The following is a 13,587-nucleotide window of genomic DNA, read 5'->3' as shown; positions in this document are numbered from 1 at the left end:
CCTCACATACTCATTCGAAAGTGACACCATGACCACATCTCGTCCGGCTGCCAGAGCGCGCCGCAGACTGCCGCTGCCGAAACCGTTCGCGGTCGTCGTCGTGATCGCGCTCTGCATCATCCCGCTGATTTACGCCGCCATCCTCATCTGGTCGAACGACGACCCCGTCGGCAACATCGACAACATCCCTGCGGCAATCGTGAACGTCGACACCGGCGCCACCGTCGAAGACAGCGCCGGCGTATCCAGCGAGATCCGCCTCGGCGACGACGTCGTCTCAGCCCTCGTCGATGAGAACGGCGAGAGCAAGAAGGGCTTCGACTGGACCGGCACAGATGCCGAAGACGCCAGCGCAGGCCTGGCGGATGGAACGTACCTGGCCGTCCTCACCATCCCCGCAGATTTCTCCGCGAATGCGACCTCGTCCGCGACCCTCGAGCCGGCAGAGGCCGATGCGGCCGCACAGGGGATGCTCTCCATCGCCACCAACGATGCGACGAACTTCATCACCGGCAACCTCGCCCAGTCCCTGGGCACAACGCTTGCCGAGACCCTCAGGGACTCGGTCGCCTCGACCTATCTCGAAAACGTCTACCTCGGCTTCACGACAGTGCACGACAGCATCGCCGACGCCGCAGACGGCGCAGCCACCCTCGCCGATGGCACGAGTGAGCTGTCATCGGGCACAGCGGACCTCGCTGATGGAGCAGGCACCCTTGCAGCGGGCGCGGGAGAGCTCAGCGCAGGTTTGGGCCAGATCGCCACAGCGACAACCGCGCTCCCCGCCGGTTTGTCGCAGCTCGGCAACGGCCTCGGCCAGGCGCGGGCAGGGGCGAACGACCTGAGCGCAGGGCTGCAGACGTTGCAGAGCGGAAGCTCAGCGCTCAGCGACGGTGCCGACAGCGCCCTGAGCGGCGCAACACAGCTCTCCAGCGGACTCGACTCCCTGGCGGCGCAGACTCCAGCGCTCGCCTCTGGAAGCACCACGGTCGCCAGCTCACTCGACCAGCTCGTAGCCGGGTATGGCGCCATGACCGACGCACAGCGTCGTGCCGCGCTTCAGCAGCTCGCAACCGCGGCCCACCAGGTTTCGGCCGGGTCCGTCGCACTCGACAGCGGCGCATCCGCTCTGGCAGACGGCGCACAGTCACTCGTCGGATCTGCGGATGCCGGAACCGGACTGGCTGCACTCGCGGCCGGAGCCGAGAGCCTGAGCGACGGAACCGCCTCGGCGAGCGCTGGGGCGACATCCCTCGCGTCCGGTCTTGGCACCCTCAACAGTGGGTTCAGCGACCTGACGGTGAAGCTGACCACCCTGATCGACTCCCTCGACACCGCCGCGACGGGCAGCGCCACCCTCGCCGACGGAGCCGACACCCTCGAGGCCGGGACTCTCTCAGCCGCGGACGGTGCCCGCCAGCTCGACGACGGCGCCCACACCCTCTCAGACGGTCTCGCCGACGGGGTGGAGAAGATCCCGACCTACACCGACACTCAGGCCGCACAGCTCGGCAGCGCTGCTTCCGCACCCGTCGCGATTGATGACGTGCGGGAGAATGCCGTGCAGAATTACGGTGCAGGGCTCACTCCGTACTTCCTCTCCCTCGGACTCTGGATCGGCAGCCTCGCGGTGTTCTTCATGCGCGCTCCGCTCAACCTGCGCCTGGTCGGCTCGCGGATGCCGATCTGGCTGGTCGCACTGCGGTCCTACCTGCCCAACGCGATCATCGCCGTCGTCCAGGCGACGCTTGCCGTGCTCGCCGTGCACGTCGCTGTGGGTATCGACATGGCGAACCTCGGCGGCGTCTTCGGGCTGGCCATCCTGGCATCCGTCACGTTCATGGCCATCAACCAGGCGCTCATCGCCCTTCTCGGCCCTCCTGGGCGATTCGTCGGCCTGCTGTTCATCGTGCTCCAGCTCAGCGCAGCGGGTGGTACCTATCCCATCGAAACGTCGGCGCCGTTCTTCCAGGCGCTCCACAGTCTCCTGCCTCTCACGGATGCCGTCCAGTCGTTCCGCACGCTGATTGCCGGCGGCGACCTCGGCGTCGGACCCTGGGCGTGGAGCCTTGTGATCTGGGCTGCCGGCGCGCTCGTCACAATCGGCATTGCCGCGTTCGTGACGCGACGGCGCACTGCTCGGAATGAGCTCGCTGCGGATGCCGCCGACGGGCTGATGCAGACTACCTAGAGGTCGCGCGCCGCTGCCGCTGCGCGGCGGCCGCGGATGACAGGGCCTCGGATGACACAACCGCAGACGCAAGCATCGCCAGCTTGTCCGCGTCGCTGGATCCAGCGTCCGGGTGGAACACGACGAGCATTAGTCCGTTGGCGCCGGCGATGCTCATCCGCTCTCTGTTGAGGGTCAGTTCTCCGACCTGCGGGTGATCGAAGTGCATGGTGCCTCCGGTCTGTCCTCGCACTTCGTGCCGGGCCCAGAGCTGACGGAATCGGGGGCTGGCCAGCGTGAGTTCTCCCGTGAGTTCGATGAAACGAGGGTCGTCGACGTCGTTGCCGACGGCCTGCCGGAGGTTGGCGATGAGGCATTCCGTGACGTTTGCCCAGTCTGGGTAGAGTGCCTGTTCGGCCGGGTCGAGGAACAGGTCCCGTAGCTGGTTGCTCCCGACAGTGAGGCGTGGGTCGATCGCTTGGGCCAGGGTATTGGAGGCTACGACATCGAAGTATTGGTTCTCGATGAACGCAGGCTGCGCAAGGGAGTCGAGCAACTTGAGCGCACCTGTCGGAGGCGTCTGTTTGCGCGGGCGACGTCTGCGCTGCCGGGGAACATCCGCGACCAGGGTGAGCAAGTGGGCAAGGTGATCGTCATCGAGGTTAAGGACGCGGGCGATTGATTGAAGTACCTGCGGGGACGGATTGCGGTCGCGGCCGCGTTCCAGCCGCAGGTAGTAGTCCGCGCTGATGCCGGCGAGCATTGCAACTTCCTCTCGGCGGAGCCCCGGCACACGCCGCGCCCCGCCGCCCGGGATGCCGGCCTGCTCCGGTGTCACCAGATCGCGCCTGGCTCGCAAGAAGGCCGCAAGAGCGTTGGTCGATTCGTCCATGCAGTAACTCTAAGCCGGGCACGTGATATCAACGGGGGCCCTGTCAGACCCCGGTCTCACGGGGGCTCTGGGCGAGAGAAACGGATGTTCGTAGAGTCTCAAACGGCCAGTTCGGCCAGACCGTTTGAGAGGAAAGACATGACCGTCGCATTGATCACCGGTGCCAACAAAGGCATCGGTTTCGAGACCGCGAAGCAGCTGCTGGCGCTGGGGCACACCGTCTACATCGGCGCACGTGACGTCGAACGTGGCGAGCTCGCCGCAGCAACCCTCGGAGCGCGAGCGCGATTCGTGCAGCTCGACGTCACCGACGACGCATCCGTGTCGAGCGCACTGGCCGCGATAAACGCGGCAGAGGGGCACCTCGACGTCCTCGTGCACAACGCCGGAGTCCTGGACACCGCGCTCGACGGTCCAGCGGCCCTGCGCTCGTTCGACACGAACGCCGTGGGCATCGTGCGCGTCACGGAGGCGGCCCTGCCGTTGCTCCGCCGCTCATCGAACCCCAACGTCGTCACCGTGTCGAGCAGTGCCGGCTCGTTCTGGGCGGTGAACAACCCCGAAAGGCCTGAATTCCAGCTGCCACTCGCGCTGTACTCATCGTCCAAGGCCGCAGCCACCATGCTGACCGTGCACTACGCGAAGGCGCAGCCGGGCATCACGTTCAACGCCATCGAGCCCGGTGCCACCGCCACCGACATGACCGCTGCCTTCGGCATCGGTCGATCGGTCGAGGAGAGCGCCAGAGTCGTTGTGCGGTGGGCGACCCTGAGCGTTGACGGTCCAACGGGAACCTTCCAGGACGAAGCAGGCGAGCTGCAGTGGTGACCACTGCAACTTCGTCGACCTCCAGGTAGACGCGCCATCCGCTGGCCGGAAATCCAGCGGATGGCGCCAACAGGCATGATCGGCACTACGGTAATGGGATGACGGACGCTGCCGAGTCGCGCGAGCGGGCGAGCTTGTTGGAGCAGCTCGAATCAGTCACGACAGCGCTCGAGACCACTGCACTTCCCGTGCTGCTCGAACCCCTCTTCTCCACTGAACTCACACTCCGGCAGATGAAGGTCCTGGCTATCCTCGTCAGCACCGAAGACGGTGCGACCGGGCGTGGGCTGTCAGCAACATTCGGCGTCTCAGAGGCCGCAGTCTCTGGAGTGCTCGATCGATTGGTCGCCCAGGGAGTCGCCGAGCGCACGACGGACCCGCATGACTCGCGCGTGCGGCGGGTCCGTGCGACTGCGCTCGGACGCATGGTCGCGCGGCGCCTCGTGACCGCTCGCCCAGAGTTCAACGCTGAGGTGCTCGCGCGCCTGCAGCTGGCAGACTTGCAGGCGCTCGTCCAGGGAATGCGCGCCGTGAGCGCCGAGATGGGCTGGCTGGGTCGGCAAGACCAGACGTAGCCGCGTCACGGGGTGGGGATTCCGAACGCGCCGCCCTCGATCAGGATGTACAGTCCGAGCCCGATCAACACCAGGGGGAAGACGACGTGTCCCCAGCGGTCGATGGTTTGTGCCACGGCCTCCCATCGGGTCAGGAACCGGCCGAGAGCGATGAGCAGCGCGAGCATCACCAGGAAAACCAGGCAGTAGACGAACATTCCGCTCACACCCGCTCGCTCAAAAATCGGAATGTAGAGACCGATGTTGTCCCCGCCAGTTGCGAGCGTCACCCCTGCGACCGCCCAGATCGTCGGACCGCCCTCGCGGTCGTCCGATGCAACCGTCTCTGACTCGTCCTTCTCCAGATCCTTTCGATGCCACCATGACGTGATTGCGGTTCGAATCCCCAGCACGAGGGGCACCAGCCCGAGGTAGGGCAAAAAGCCCTCCGGGAGCAGGCCGGCAGCGAGCGCGCCGACAATTGAGGCGACGAGGATGATGCCGAAGCCCAGGTATTGCCCGCTGACGACCCGCCATTCTGCGGCGCGGCGACCGGCCGTCTGGCCGAAGAAGAGCGAGAGCACGAGCAGATTGTCGATGTTGGTACCGACAAACATCGCGGCGGCCTGCCAGATGATAGCTAGATCCATTGCACGACCAGCGTCCTTCAAAGCGGGCGTTTACCGCCGCCACCGCGACGGCGGCCCGACTCCCCCAGTGTGCGAGGCCTCCGGCGCGCTGGCAAGAGCCTGTCAGTCGCTGGGCGTCATGGCGTTGTTGCGGAGGTGCTCGTAGATGACGGATGTTCGCACGTCTGCGACCTCGGCCCTCGTCGTGAGCTTGTCAACGACGAATGAGTACAGGGCCTGATTGTCGGAGACCGCGATCTGCACGAGGAAGTCTTCCGTGCCGGAGGTCACGAAGACCCCGAGGGTATCTGGTTGCGTGAAGACCCAGTCGCGGAATGCCTCAATGTTGTCCCGCGACGGCGGACGGATCTTCACTGCGATCAGCGCCTGGACCGGACGCCCCACTGCGGCCAGGTCGATGTCGAGCAGCGCTCCGCGAATGATGCCTCGCCGCCGAAGTCCGCGCGTCCGCTCAAATGCGGTCGTCGGCGATACCCCCACGGCACGAGCGACGTCTCGGTTGCTTGTGCGTGCATCTGACTGCAATTCCGCCAGAATCGCCTTGTCAAGTTCATCCATATTCACCAATCCCCCAGATTTGCCGTACAACGTACGCCCGTAGAAATTGGGCGCCTATTTTCATTCTACGATTGCCCAACCAACTGGTCACAAAGACAAATGGATCAGCCCTGAGACGAAGGAGACACGTGTGACAATCGGATTTGCTCTTGACGAGGTGGACATCGCTGCGCCGACTCGCTCCGCACGACTCAAGTGGGTCATCGTGCTCGACACGGCCCTGCCAGCGGGTCGCGCGGCCAACGCCGCCATCTGTGTGGCGGCGGCAACATCGTCAGAAGTGATCGGGCTCCTTGGACCAGATGCAGTGGATGCCGCCGGTTCTTCTCACACCGGCCTGCCCTGGGCCGGCTGCTCTGTGTTGGGCGGCACGAGCGAACAGTTGCAGACCCTTCGCTCTAACGCGCACGCCTCAGACGGTGTCTTCGTCGCCGATATGCCTGCGTCGGCGCAGCACACCCGCATCTACAGCGAGTATTTGGACTCTGTGGCATCCGCTGGTGTCCTTGACTACTACGCCGTCAGCATCGTCGGCCCGAAGAACCGTGTGGACAAGCTGACCAAGGGACTCACCCTGCTGCCCTAGTGCGAGCGTGGCACGGTGTCTGCGCCTGCGACGAGGCTGGGACGGGAGGACTGCCACATTTTTGCTCAGGTGGCAACCACTTGTTGACGAGCGCGGCGCGGCTTAACGTGGCTCACAAACCGGCTGGCCCGCGCGGACAAGTGAATTCATCATGGACGTACCCGATGGGCTGTGCCGCGTAGACAGGGCAGCACACAGAGAAAGGGTACGAAATGTCGAACGTTTACCCCCCGGTACCGCCCAGCGACGATGACCCACAGGTAGTCCCACCGCGCAACGAGGGCACTTCTGGCGGCACCAATACGGCCGACACTCTCAAGCAGCAGGGCTCTCAGCTGGGAGAGCATGCGGCTGAAGAAGGCCAGAAAATAGCCGGAGTCGCCAAAGACGAGGCCGGAAAAGTCGCGTCTGAGGTGAAGACCCAGGCCAAGGACCTGTTCGCGGAGGCGAAGGAACAGCTGAACGAGCAGGCCACTTCGCAGCAGGAACGTGCCGCCTCTGGGTTGCAGTCGATGAGCGACGAGTTGCAGCACATGGCAGACAACTCTGAAGAGCGCGGCATGGCGACCGACCTCGTGCAGCGGGCGGCGTCCAGAAGCGGCAAAGTCGCGTCCTGGCTCAATGAAAGGAACCCGGAGTCCGTCCTCGACGAGGTTCGCCGCTATGCGCGGCGGAACCCTCTCGCATTCATCGGGATTTCCGCGGCCGCTGGCCTGCTGGCGGGTCGACTCACGCGCTCCCTTGCCAGCGACCATGGCGAGCACGCGCATCCCACGAGTCACGGGACCAGGCCTCAGGCCGCCGCTCCGACCACCGTCACACCACCGCGATCCACCCCTGCTGACGCCACCACGGGGATCAATCCGGCCACGCCTATCTACGACCAGACGCGCGGTGCAGAAGGCACAACCGGCCACATTCCAGAAGGCGGCGGACTCCGATGACTGACCGACCAACGCCGTCGGAAGAACAGGCCGCGAACACGTCGCTGGGTGACCTCCTTAATGAAGTGACCCGCGATATCTCCACCCTGATGCGGCAGGAACTTGAGCTTGCCAAGTCCGAACTGCGGGAGTCAGCCACTCGCACCGGTAAGGCCGCAGGGTTCTACGGCAGCGCAGCGTATGGCGCCATCATGGCCGTGTTGTTCCTGTCGATTGCAGCGTGGTGGGGTCTCGGATATCTCATTGGAAATGCCTGGTCGGCTGTTGTCATCGCAGTGATTTGGGCGATCATCGCCCTCATCATGTTCTTGTCGGCACAGCGCAAGATGAAGACCATCCAGGGAGCGCCCCAGACGGTGGAAACCCTCAAGGAAATTCCGGAAACACTGAAAAGAAATGAGGAGAACCGATGACGAACAGCGACCCGGACCAGATTCGAGCCGACATCGAGCGCACCCGGTCCGAACTCGGAAGTGACGTGGACGCTTTGGCCGACAAGGTGACCCCATCGAAGATCGCCCATCGTCAGACGGAAAAGGTAAAGGGTGTCTTCAGCTCCTGGACCGACCGCATCATGGGAACTGCCCGAGACACAACGTCCGATGTGGGCGATGCCGTCACAGGCGCACCCCACAAAGCCGTCGAGGGTGCCAAAGGCAACCCTCTGGCCGTTGGCCTCATCGCCTTCGGCGCCGGCTGGCTCCTCGCATCACTGATCCCAGCCAGTACCAGGGAAAAGGAGATGGCTGAGTCGATCAAGGAGGCGGCCGAACCCATGCTGAAGGATGCCGCAACAGAAATGGCAGACAACCTGCGCGAACCGGCCCAGGACGCTGTCAATGCGGTGAAGGATTCTGCCACCGATGGATTCGAGGCCGTCAAGGAGGAAACGACATCCGCTTCTTCTGACCTCAAAGACCAGGTCAAGGGTGCTGCGCAGACCGCGCAGGAGAGCGCCAAGAAGGACGGTTCAACCCCATGACCCATGTGGCGCGGCCGAGGCGCCAGCGCACGCGCTAGTCGGGCGCTTCTGATTCGCTCTCGGCCGTGTCACCGCTCTCACTGTGAGCAGCGTCTGCGGGGATGTCCTCATCGCGATCCGTCGACGGAACGGTGAGAATCTCCTCCTCGGCCTTCGTGTCCGCGTTGACCGGATCGTCGTCAAAGCGTTCCGGCTTTTCTTCGTCCGGCACACCCTCCGGATACCCTCCAGTGGATGCCCCGCTGCTGTTTTCGCCCATCGAGTGGCCTTCCCGTATAGCGTTTGCCCAAGTTGTACGGCCAACGTACGGCGACTCCTCGGTTACCGCAAGGGCGCCGACGTCGAGCGGTTCGGGCTCCCTGCGTGTCGGCCTGCCTGTTGCCGGGACGGTTTCGTGAGCGGCCCCTCAGCCCTCACGAACCCTCATTATTCTCTGTCGAGGCCTTGAGTGCTTCCTCACGCAGCTGCCGCCCCCTGGCGATGTCTGCGCGTTCCTTCTCGGCGTTCTTGTCGATTTTCCGGGTGTCCCGCGGCGGAAGCTGAATCGCTTCCTCCGCGGCAATCCCGGCCTGGAGCTGCCGTGCCCGCTCCAGCTCGGCATCGAACTCGGCCCCGAACAACAGGGCGAGGTTGGCGATCCACAGCCACAGCAGGAACACCACGATGCTGGCCAATGACCCATAGGTGCGGTTGTAGTTCGAGAAGTTCGTCACATACAGGCCGAACAAGAACGAGGCGACGAGCAACGTGATCAGCGCGACCAGGGCCCCCATGCTGATCCACCGGAATTTGGGTTGCTTGGCGTTGGGTGTTGCGTAATACAGGATGGCGATAATCAGCACGGCGACTAAGGCCAGGATCGGCCACTTGACGATCGACCACACGACCTGAACTGTCTCGCCGAGCCCCAGTGCGTTGCCGACAGCGCTCGTGACAGGGCCGGACACGATCACGATCACCAGCGCAATCATGACGAGGATGATGCAGACAATCGTTACGCCCAGCTGAACGGGGCGAAGCTTCCAGAACGGACGCCCCTCTTCGATCTCGTAGATCCGGTTCATCGCCCTGGCGAACGCACCCACATAACCGGATGCCGACCAGATGGCGAGCACGATGCCGAATACGAGGGCGAACCCCGCCCCCGGCGACGAACTGAACTGTTCGAGCGGACCGCGCAGTACGTCGGAAGTGTCTCCCGGCGCGATCTCGTCGACGAGGGAGAGAATCGTATCGATCGACTTCTCACTCTGACCGAATACGCCCAGCAACGAAATCAACGCGATCAAGGCCGGGAAGAGAGACAGCACCGCGTAGTAGGTCAGTGCAGCGGCGACATCGGTGCACTGGTCGGCCGTGAACTCGCGGAATGTCTTCCGCAGTACGTACTTCCACGAGGGTTTGGTGACCTCGGTCGGCGAGTCCGGCTTGCGGGCGTCATCCGGTGCTGGCGCGTTTTCCTGCTTTTTACGATTGTCATTGCGGACCACGGGTGCCTCCTCAATAGCGCTCTATAAACCCGACGATACACGGATCGTGAACCGCGGGATGCTGCACTCCGCGCAGCTACGCTCGCTCACCAGCATCAAAAAGAATTTCGACCATGTGTCGATTTAGACTGGCGCCATTCGACCTTGGGGTGAGAAAGTCAGCAAGCGACTTTCCCCAACACAAGGAGAACGAAATGCCAAAGTACATGCTGATCATGCGGGCGACCGACGAGTCGTTTGCGAACTTCATCAACGTCGATTTTGCGGAGATCCTCGACGCAATGGGCAAATTCAATGACGAGTTGATTCGTGCCGGCGTGCTGCTGGCAGCCGAGGGCCTTGAGGACGCGAACGAGAGTGTCGTCGTCGACTTCTCCGGTGAGACACCGGTCGTCACCGACGGCCCCTACGGGGAGACGAAGGAGCTGTTCAATGGCTACTACATTCTCGATGTCGCGTCGAAAGAGGAAGCTGTCGAATGGGCCAAGCGTGCACCGCTCACCGCGGGGAGCAAGACCGAGATTCGCCGTGTGACGTCGATCGACGAGTTTCCGCAGGACAACGAGTGGATTCAGAAGGAACGCGCCTGGCGCGAGCAGACCGCCCAGCTCTGAACCGACGGCGAGGAGGCCGACGAGTAGCCAATGGTGAGCAGGTCTGAGGCGCGGGGCGCCGTCGAAGCGGTGTGGCGAATGGAATCCGCCCGCATCGTCGGCGCCCTCGCCCGCTACACCGGGGATTTCTCGCTGGCCGAGGATCTCGCTCAGGAGGCGCTGGCCGAAGCTCTCGTGTCGTGGTCGATCGACGGCGTTCCCGCCCAACCGACCGGATGGCTGCTCACCACAGGTCGTCGCCGAGCGATCGACGCCTTTCGGCGTCGATCCGCCCGCGACGAACGCTATGCCATACTCGCCCGCGATCTTGACGATCTGGAACCCGGCGTTGACGCCCTGTTCGACCCTCACGCTATCGACGACGACGTGTTGGCGCTCATGTTCATCTCCTGCCACCCGGTGCTGTCGCGGGAAGCACGGATCGCGTTGACGCTGCGGGTCGTCGGCGGCCTGACGAGCGATGAGATCGCCACGGCGTTTCTGGTTACGGTGCCGACAATCCAGGCGCGCATAACTCGGGCCAAGAAGACTCTGGCCGCCGCGCGCGTGCCGTTTGCCGTGCCAGAATCGCATGAACTGGCCGACCGTCTCGGCTCGGTGCTGCACGTCGTCTATCTCATCTTTACCGAGGGCTCCTCTGCCTCGAGCGGAGAGGAGTGGATGCGCACAGATCTGGCCGCCGAGGCACGCCGCCTGGCTCGCACACTAGTGCGACTCAGGCCCGATCCCGAGGTGTTCGGCCTGCTCGCACTGTTGGAACTCACCGCGGCCCGTTTCCCCGCACGGCTCGACGCTTCTGGGCATCCGGTGCTATTGGAAGACCAGGATCGACGGCTGTGGGACCACACGGCGATTCGACGCGGGCGCGCAGCCTTGGCACGCGCGAGCGGCGCCGGCCGCGGGCTGGGCGCCTATGGGCTCCAGGCATCCATCGCCGAGTGCCACGCAGTCGCCCGGTCCGTGGCTGACACCGATTGGCCACGGATCGTCATCCTCTACGAAGCACTCGGGCGCTTGGCCCCTTCGCCGATCATCGACCTCAACCGTGCAGTAGCCGTGGCGATGGCCTCTGGCCCGGCCGACGGCCTCGCCCTGGTCGACGTCATTGCCGCCCAAGGCGAACTTGCCAGCTCGCACCTGTTGCCGGCGGTGCGTGGCGAGATGCTCATTCGTCTCGGGCGGCGGGGCGAAGCTCGGGCCGCGCTCATCGATGCCGTTGCCCTGTGCAAAAACACAGCCGAACGCGCGGAGCTCGAGCGGAAGATTGAAACGCTCAGCGTCGGGGTTTGAGACGGCGTCGGAGTTTGAGACGGCGTCGGGGTTGGCGACGACGTCAGCCCTGGAAGTCCTCGGGATCGACGTGCTCGATGAACTCCTTGAACTCGTCGAGCGTCTGCTCGCCGTCCTCCGTCTCCTCCTCGCTACGGTCAGGTTCCACCATCGCGGCGGGAAAACCAGCCTCATCCAACACGTCGTCCGCGACGAAGAGCGGTGCCTCTGTGCGCAGCGCGAGTGCGACGGAATCCGAGGGTCTGGCATCGAGCACGACTGAACCGGATGCCGTGGTCAGAGTGATCTCGGCGAAGAAGGTCCCCTCCTCGATGCGGGTCACGTCAACCCGATCAACGTGGGCACCGACGGTGTCGAGCAGTGTCTTCATCAGATCGTGCGACAGCGGCCTCGGTGCCGTATCCCCGCCGAGGGCGATGAGCGTCGAGGTCGCTTCCTGCTCGCCGACCCAGATCGGCAGCACGTTTCCCACGGCTGGCGGCTCGCCTATCGGTTTCAGCAGGACGATGTGCTGGCCCTCTGTATCGAGGGCAACCCCGAGAACGCGTACCTGAACCATGGCGACTCCCGTCGAACTATCGGGCATGACATGACACGGCAATCGTACGTCCGTCCGTGGGGTTACGGCCTGTGAGCGGCCAACTGTCTAGCTGTCACACAAAAAATGGGCGGATGCCGAAGCATCCGCCCACCGTATTTTTCAGCCTTTAGACCAGGGCTGGGATACCCAGCGCACTCACGAGAGACTCAATCGAGGAGATGACCACACTTGCCGACTGGGTTGCCGCGTCATCGACCTGGCCTCGGAAATCGTCCTCGGCAGCTGGACCACACAGGTCTGAAATGCCACGGATGGACACGAACGGAACCCCGTGGACGTGGCAGGTTTGAGCGATCGCGGATGACTCCATGTCGGTGGCCAGCGCCCCGGAGAAATCACGCGTGATGAGCTCTGCTCGAGCAGGCGTCACGAAGCTGTAGCTGGACACGATCAGACCCTGGTGCACAACACCGACGCGGAGCGCGTGAGAGGCAAGGATCGCTTCTGCCACGTGTTCTGACGCGAGGTAGTTTGTCGGCATGCCGGGAACCTGGCCGAGTTTGTAGCCGAATGCGCGAGCGTCGGCATCCACGTTGATGTAGTCGGTTCCGACGACCACGTCGCCGACGCGAACGTCGGCGCCCAATCCGCCTGCGCTGCCGGCGCTGATGATGAGCGGCAGGACGCCTCCGTCACGCTGCGCTTCGAGGATCACCGTGGTGGCCGCTCCGGCTGCGTTGACGAGGCCGATGCCGGTGCGGACGAGTACGGCGGGGTGGCCGCCGAGGAGCGCGTCGCGAAGAACCGCGTTTCCGATCTGCCGTGCGGGGCCGACGTCTTCGGCGCGGGCGAGGAAGGGCTCAAGCTCGTCGTCCATGGCGACGAGGATGGCAAGTGCGGGTGCATGTGCAGGTGTGCTCACGCGTAGACCACGTTCCAGGAGTCGCGGCCCGCGAGGAAGCGCGCGGCTGCAGCCTGAGCGTCGGCGAGCGAGTGGTTGGCGCCCCAGCCGCACTGGACCTCGTTGGCAGCAGGTACAGAGTCAGCACTCAGAATGTCGTTCAGCGTCACCTCGATGAGCGCGGCAACCTCGTCGAAGTCTGGGGCGCCCTGCATGATCAGGTAGAAACCCGTCTGGCAACCCATCGGCGAGAAGTCGATGACCTTCTCGGAGTGGTTGCGCGAGTGCTCGGCGAACAGGTGCTCCAGCGAGTGCACGGCCTTCATCTCGAGGTGATCGACGTTGGGCTGGGTGAACCGCACGTCGAACTTCGTGATCACGTCACCGGCAGGGAGGTGCTTCGTGTCGGCGACCCGCACGTAGGGTGCCGCAACGAGACGGTGATCGAGATTGAAGGACTCGACATTCATGCGCTCTTGGTTCATTTTCATCATTCTGTTCGAGATCGATTGTCTACGGGGCAACAGAGCCGCACATAACACAGCGACCGAGAGAACAGACTATCTGGGGAGTTTGTTCAAGTACTG

17 protein-coding genes are annotated in these 13,587 nt (G+C 64.0%); 9 read left to right on the top strand and 8 right to left on the bottom strand.

The window, feature by feature from the left end; genetic code table 11:
- Window positions 1–28: 28 nt before the first annotated feature.
- A complete protein-coding gene (locus AC25Z0_RS11140) occupies window positions 29–2,191 on the top strand; it encodes a YhgE/Pip domain-containing protein (RefSeq protein ID WP_488119720.1) in 2,163 nt (720 codons plus the stop codon).
- Here AC25Z0_RS11140 and AC25Z0_RS11135 read toward each other — a convergent pair.
- Entirely contained in the window at window positions 2,184–3,062 is an 879-nt protein-coding gene (locus AC25Z0_RS11135; RefSeq protein WP_488119719.1) for a helix-turn-helix domain-containing protein, read from the bottom strand. The genes AC25Z0_RS11140 and AC25Z0_RS11135 overlap by 8 nt on opposite strands.
- 138 nt (window positions 3,063–3,200) lie before the next feature.
- Here AC25Z0_RS11135 and AC25Z0_RS11130 point away from each other — a divergent pair, with 138 nt between their 5' ends.
- A complete protein-coding gene (locus tag AC25Z0_RS11130; protein WP_488119718.1) occupies window positions 3,201–3,890 on the top strand; it encodes an SDR family NAD(P)-dependent oxidoreductase in 690 nt (229 codons plus the stop codon).
- A 98-nt stretch (window positions 3,891–3,988) separates the two neighbouring features.
- On the top strand, window positions 3,989–4,465 hold the full coding sequence (locus AC25Z0_RS11125) for a MarR family winged helix-turn-helix transcriptional regulator (protein WP_488119717.1): 477 nt from the start codon (window positions 3,989–3,991) through the stop codon (window positions 4,463–4,465).
- A gap of 5 nt (window positions 4,466–4,470) precedes the next feature.
- Here the strand turns inward: AC25Z0_RS11125 and AC25Z0_RS11120 are convergent, their stop codons facing one another.
- Window positions 4,471–5,094 carry a cadmium resistance transporter gene (locus AC25Z0_RS11120; protein ID WP_488119716.1) on the bottom strand — a complete coding sequence of 208 codons (624 nt, stop codon included), beginning with the start codon at window positions 5,092–5,094 and terminating at the stop codon, window positions 4,471–4,473.
- Window positions 5,095–5,196: 102 nt separating this feature from the next.
- The gene (locus AC25Z0_RS11115) at window positions 5,197–5,652 is read right to left on the bottom strand and encodes an Lrp/AsnC family transcriptional regulator (RefSeq protein WP_488119715.1); all 456 of its coding nucleotides are present in this window, start codon (window positions 5,650–5,652) and stop codon (window positions 5,197–5,199) included.
- Between the two features lie 130 nt (window positions 5,653–5,782).
- On the opposite strand from AC25Z0_RS11115, the gene AC25Z0_RS11110 reads away from it, so the two are divergent.
- From AC25Z0_RS11110 to AC25Z0_RS11095, 4 genes are all read left to right on the top strand, one after another.
- The gene (locus AC25Z0_RS11110; protein WP_488133261.1) at window positions 5,783–6,238 is read left to right on the top strand and encodes a DUF2000 domain-containing protein; all 456 of its coding nucleotides are present in this window, start codon (window positions 5,783–5,785) and stop codon (window positions 6,236–6,238) included.
- A 212-nt stretch (window positions 6,239–6,450) separates the two neighbouring features.
- Complete coding sequence (locus tag AC25Z0_RS11105; protein ID WP_488119713.1) at window positions 6,451–7,182, top strand: hypothetical protein; 732 nt, start codon at window positions 6,451–6,453, stop codon at window positions 7,180–7,182.
- Window positions 7,179–7,595, top strand: a complete 417-nt coding sequence (locus AC25Z0_RS11100; RefSeq protein ID WP_488119712.1) for a phage holin family protein — start codon at window positions 7,179–7,181, stop codon at window positions 7,593–7,595. The genes AC25Z0_RS11105 and AC25Z0_RS11100 overlap by 4 nt, the downstream gene beginning before the upstream one ends.
- The gene (locus tag AC25Z0_RS11095) at window positions 7,592–8,164 is read left to right on the top strand and encodes a DUF3618 domain-containing protein (protein WP_488119711.1); all 573 of its coding nucleotides are present in this window, start codon (window positions 7,592–7,594) and stop codon (window positions 8,162–8,164) included. The genes AC25Z0_RS11100 and AC25Z0_RS11095 overlap by 4 nt, the downstream gene beginning before the upstream one ends.
- A gap of 34 nt (window positions 8,165–8,198) precedes the next feature.
- Here the strand turns inward: AC25Z0_RS11095 and AC25Z0_RS11090 are convergent, their stop codons facing one another.
- Together AC25Z0_RS11090 and AC25Z0_RS11085 are read right to left on the bottom strand one after the other, a co-directional pair.
- Window positions 8,199–8,423: a hypothetical protein gene (locus tag AC25Z0_RS11090; protein ID WP_488119710.1), complete on the bottom strand. Its 225-nt coding sequence runs from the start codon at window positions 8,421–8,423 to the stop codon at window positions 8,199–8,201.
- Window positions 8,424–8,577: 154 nt separating this feature from the next.
- Window positions 8,578–9,654 (bottom strand): YihY/virulence factor BrkB family protein, encoded by a 1,077-nt coding sequence (locus AC25Z0_RS11085; RefSeq protein WP_488119709.1) that lies wholly within the window; start codon window positions 9,652–9,654, stop codon window positions 8,578–8,580.
- Between the two features lie 194 nt (window positions 9,655–9,848).
- Here AC25Z0_RS11085 and AC25Z0_RS11080 point away from each other — a divergent pair, with 194 nt between their 5' ends.
- Both AC25Z0_RS11080 and AC25Z0_RS11075 read left to right on the top strand, forming a co-directional pair.
- Window positions 9,849–10,268, top strand: a complete 420-nt coding sequence (locus AC25Z0_RS11080; RefSeq protein ID WP_488119708.1) for a YciI family protein — start codon at window positions 9,849–9,851, stop codon at window positions 10,266–10,268.
- Window positions 10,269–10,298: 30 nt separating this feature from the next.
- Entirely contained in the window at window positions 10,299–11,558 is a 1,260-nt protein-coding gene (locus AC25Z0_RS11075; RefSeq protein WP_488133260.1) for an RNA polymerase sigma factor, read from the top strand.
- 43 nt (window positions 11,559–11,601) lie between these two features.
- Here the strand turns inward: AC25Z0_RS11075 and AC25Z0_RS11070 are convergent, their stop codons facing one another.
- The 3 genes from AC25Z0_RS11070 to AC25Z0_RS11060 all read right to left on the bottom strand — a co-directional run bounded on the left by AC25Z0_RS11070 (window position 11,602) and on the right by AC25Z0_RS11060 (window position 13,485).
- On the bottom strand, window positions 11,602–12,144 hold the full coding sequence (locus AC25Z0_RS11070; protein WP_488133259.1) for a bifunctional nuclease family protein: 543 nt from the start codon (window positions 12,142–12,144) through the stop codon (window positions 11,602–11,604).
- Window positions 12,145–12,265: 121 nt separating this feature from the next.
- Window positions 12,266–13,021 carry a 5'-methylthioadenosine/S-adenosylhomocysteine nucleosidase gene (mtnN, locus tag AC25Z0_RS11065; RefSeq protein ID WP_488133258.1) on the bottom strand — a complete coding sequence of 252 codons (756 nt, stop codon included), beginning with the start codon at window positions 13,019–13,021 and terminating at the stop codon, window positions 12,266–12,268.
- Window positions 13,018–13,485, bottom strand: coding sequence for an S-ribosylhomocysteine lyase (locus AC25Z0_RS11060; protein WP_488133257.1), 468 nt, complete (start codon window positions 13,483–13,485; stop codon window positions 13,018–13,020). Before AC25Z0_RS11060 ends, mtnN begins: the two co-directional genes overlap by 4 nt.
- Window positions 13,486–13,587 lie beyond the last annotated feature (102 nt).

This window comes from Leifsonia sp. Y862, from assembly GCF_057669585.1.
Note: the sequence above shows the minus strand (reverse complement) of the source record. Positions and strands in the feature narration are given on the sequence as shown.

What these genes read in the sequence shown, in the direction of transcription:
- AC25Z0_RS11070 (WP_488133259.1), bottom strand. Translation starts at nt 12,144, where the DNA reads ATGCCCGATAGTTCGACGGGAGTCGCCATGGTTCAGGTACGCGTTCTC.
- AC25Z0_RS11115 (WP_488119715.1), bottom strand. Translation starts at nt 5,652, where the DNA reads ATGGATGAACTTGACAAGGCGATTCTGGCGGAATTGCAGTCAGATGCA.
- AC25Z0_RS11080 (WP_488119708.1), top strand. Translation starts at nt 9,849, where the DNA reads ATGCCAAAGTACATGCTGATCATGCGGGCGACCGACGAGTCGTTTGCG.
- AC25Z0_RS11125 (WP_488119717.1), top strand. Translation starts at nt 3,989, where the DNA reads ATGACGGACGCTGCCGAGTCGCGCGAGCGGGCGAGCTTGTTGGAGCAG.
- AC25Z0_RS11100 (WP_488119712.1), top strand. Translation starts at nt 7,179, where the DNA reads ATGACTGACCGACCAACGCCGTCGGAAGAACAGGCCGCGAACACGTCG.
- AC25Z0_RS11095 (WP_488119711.1), top strand. Translation starts at nt 7,592, where the DNA reads ATGACGAACAGCGACCCGGACCAGATTCGAGCCGACATCGAGCGCACC.
- AC25Z0_RS11060 (WP_488133257.1), bottom strand. Translation starts at nt 13,485, where the DNA reads ATGAACCAAGAGCGCATGAATGTCGAGTCCTTCAATCTCGATCACCGT.
- AC25Z0_RS11075 (WP_488133260.1), top strand. Translation starts at nt 10,299, where the DNA reads ATGGTGAGCAGGTCTGAGGCGCGGGGCGCCGTCGAAGCGGTGTGGCGA.
- AC25Z0_RS11140 (WP_488119720.1), top strand. Translation starts at nt 29, where the DNA reads ATGACCACATCTCGTCCGGCTGCCAGAGCGCGCCGCAGACTGCCGCTG.
- AC25Z0_RS11130 (WP_488119718.1), top strand. Translation starts at nt 3,201, where the DNA reads ATGACCGTCGCATTGATCACCGGTGCCAACAAAGGCATCGGTTTCGAG.
- AC25Z0_RS11120 (WP_488119716.1), bottom strand. Translation starts at nt 5,094, where the DNA reads ATGGATCTAGCTATCATCTGGCAGGCCGCCGCGATGTTTGTCGGTACC.
- AC25Z0_RS11090 (WP_488119710.1), bottom strand. Translation starts at nt 8,423, where the DNA reads ATGGGCGAAAACAGCAGCGGGGCATCCACTGGAGGGTATCCGGAGGGT.
- AC25Z0_RS11135 (WP_488119719.1), bottom strand. Translation starts at nt 3,062, where the DNA reads ATGGACGAATCGACCAACGCTCTTGCGGCCTTCTTGCGAGCCAGGCGC.
- AC25Z0_RS11105 (WP_488119713.1), top strand. Translation starts at nt 6,451, where the DNA reads ATGTCGAACGTTTACCCCCCGGTACCGCCCAGCGACGATGACCCACAG.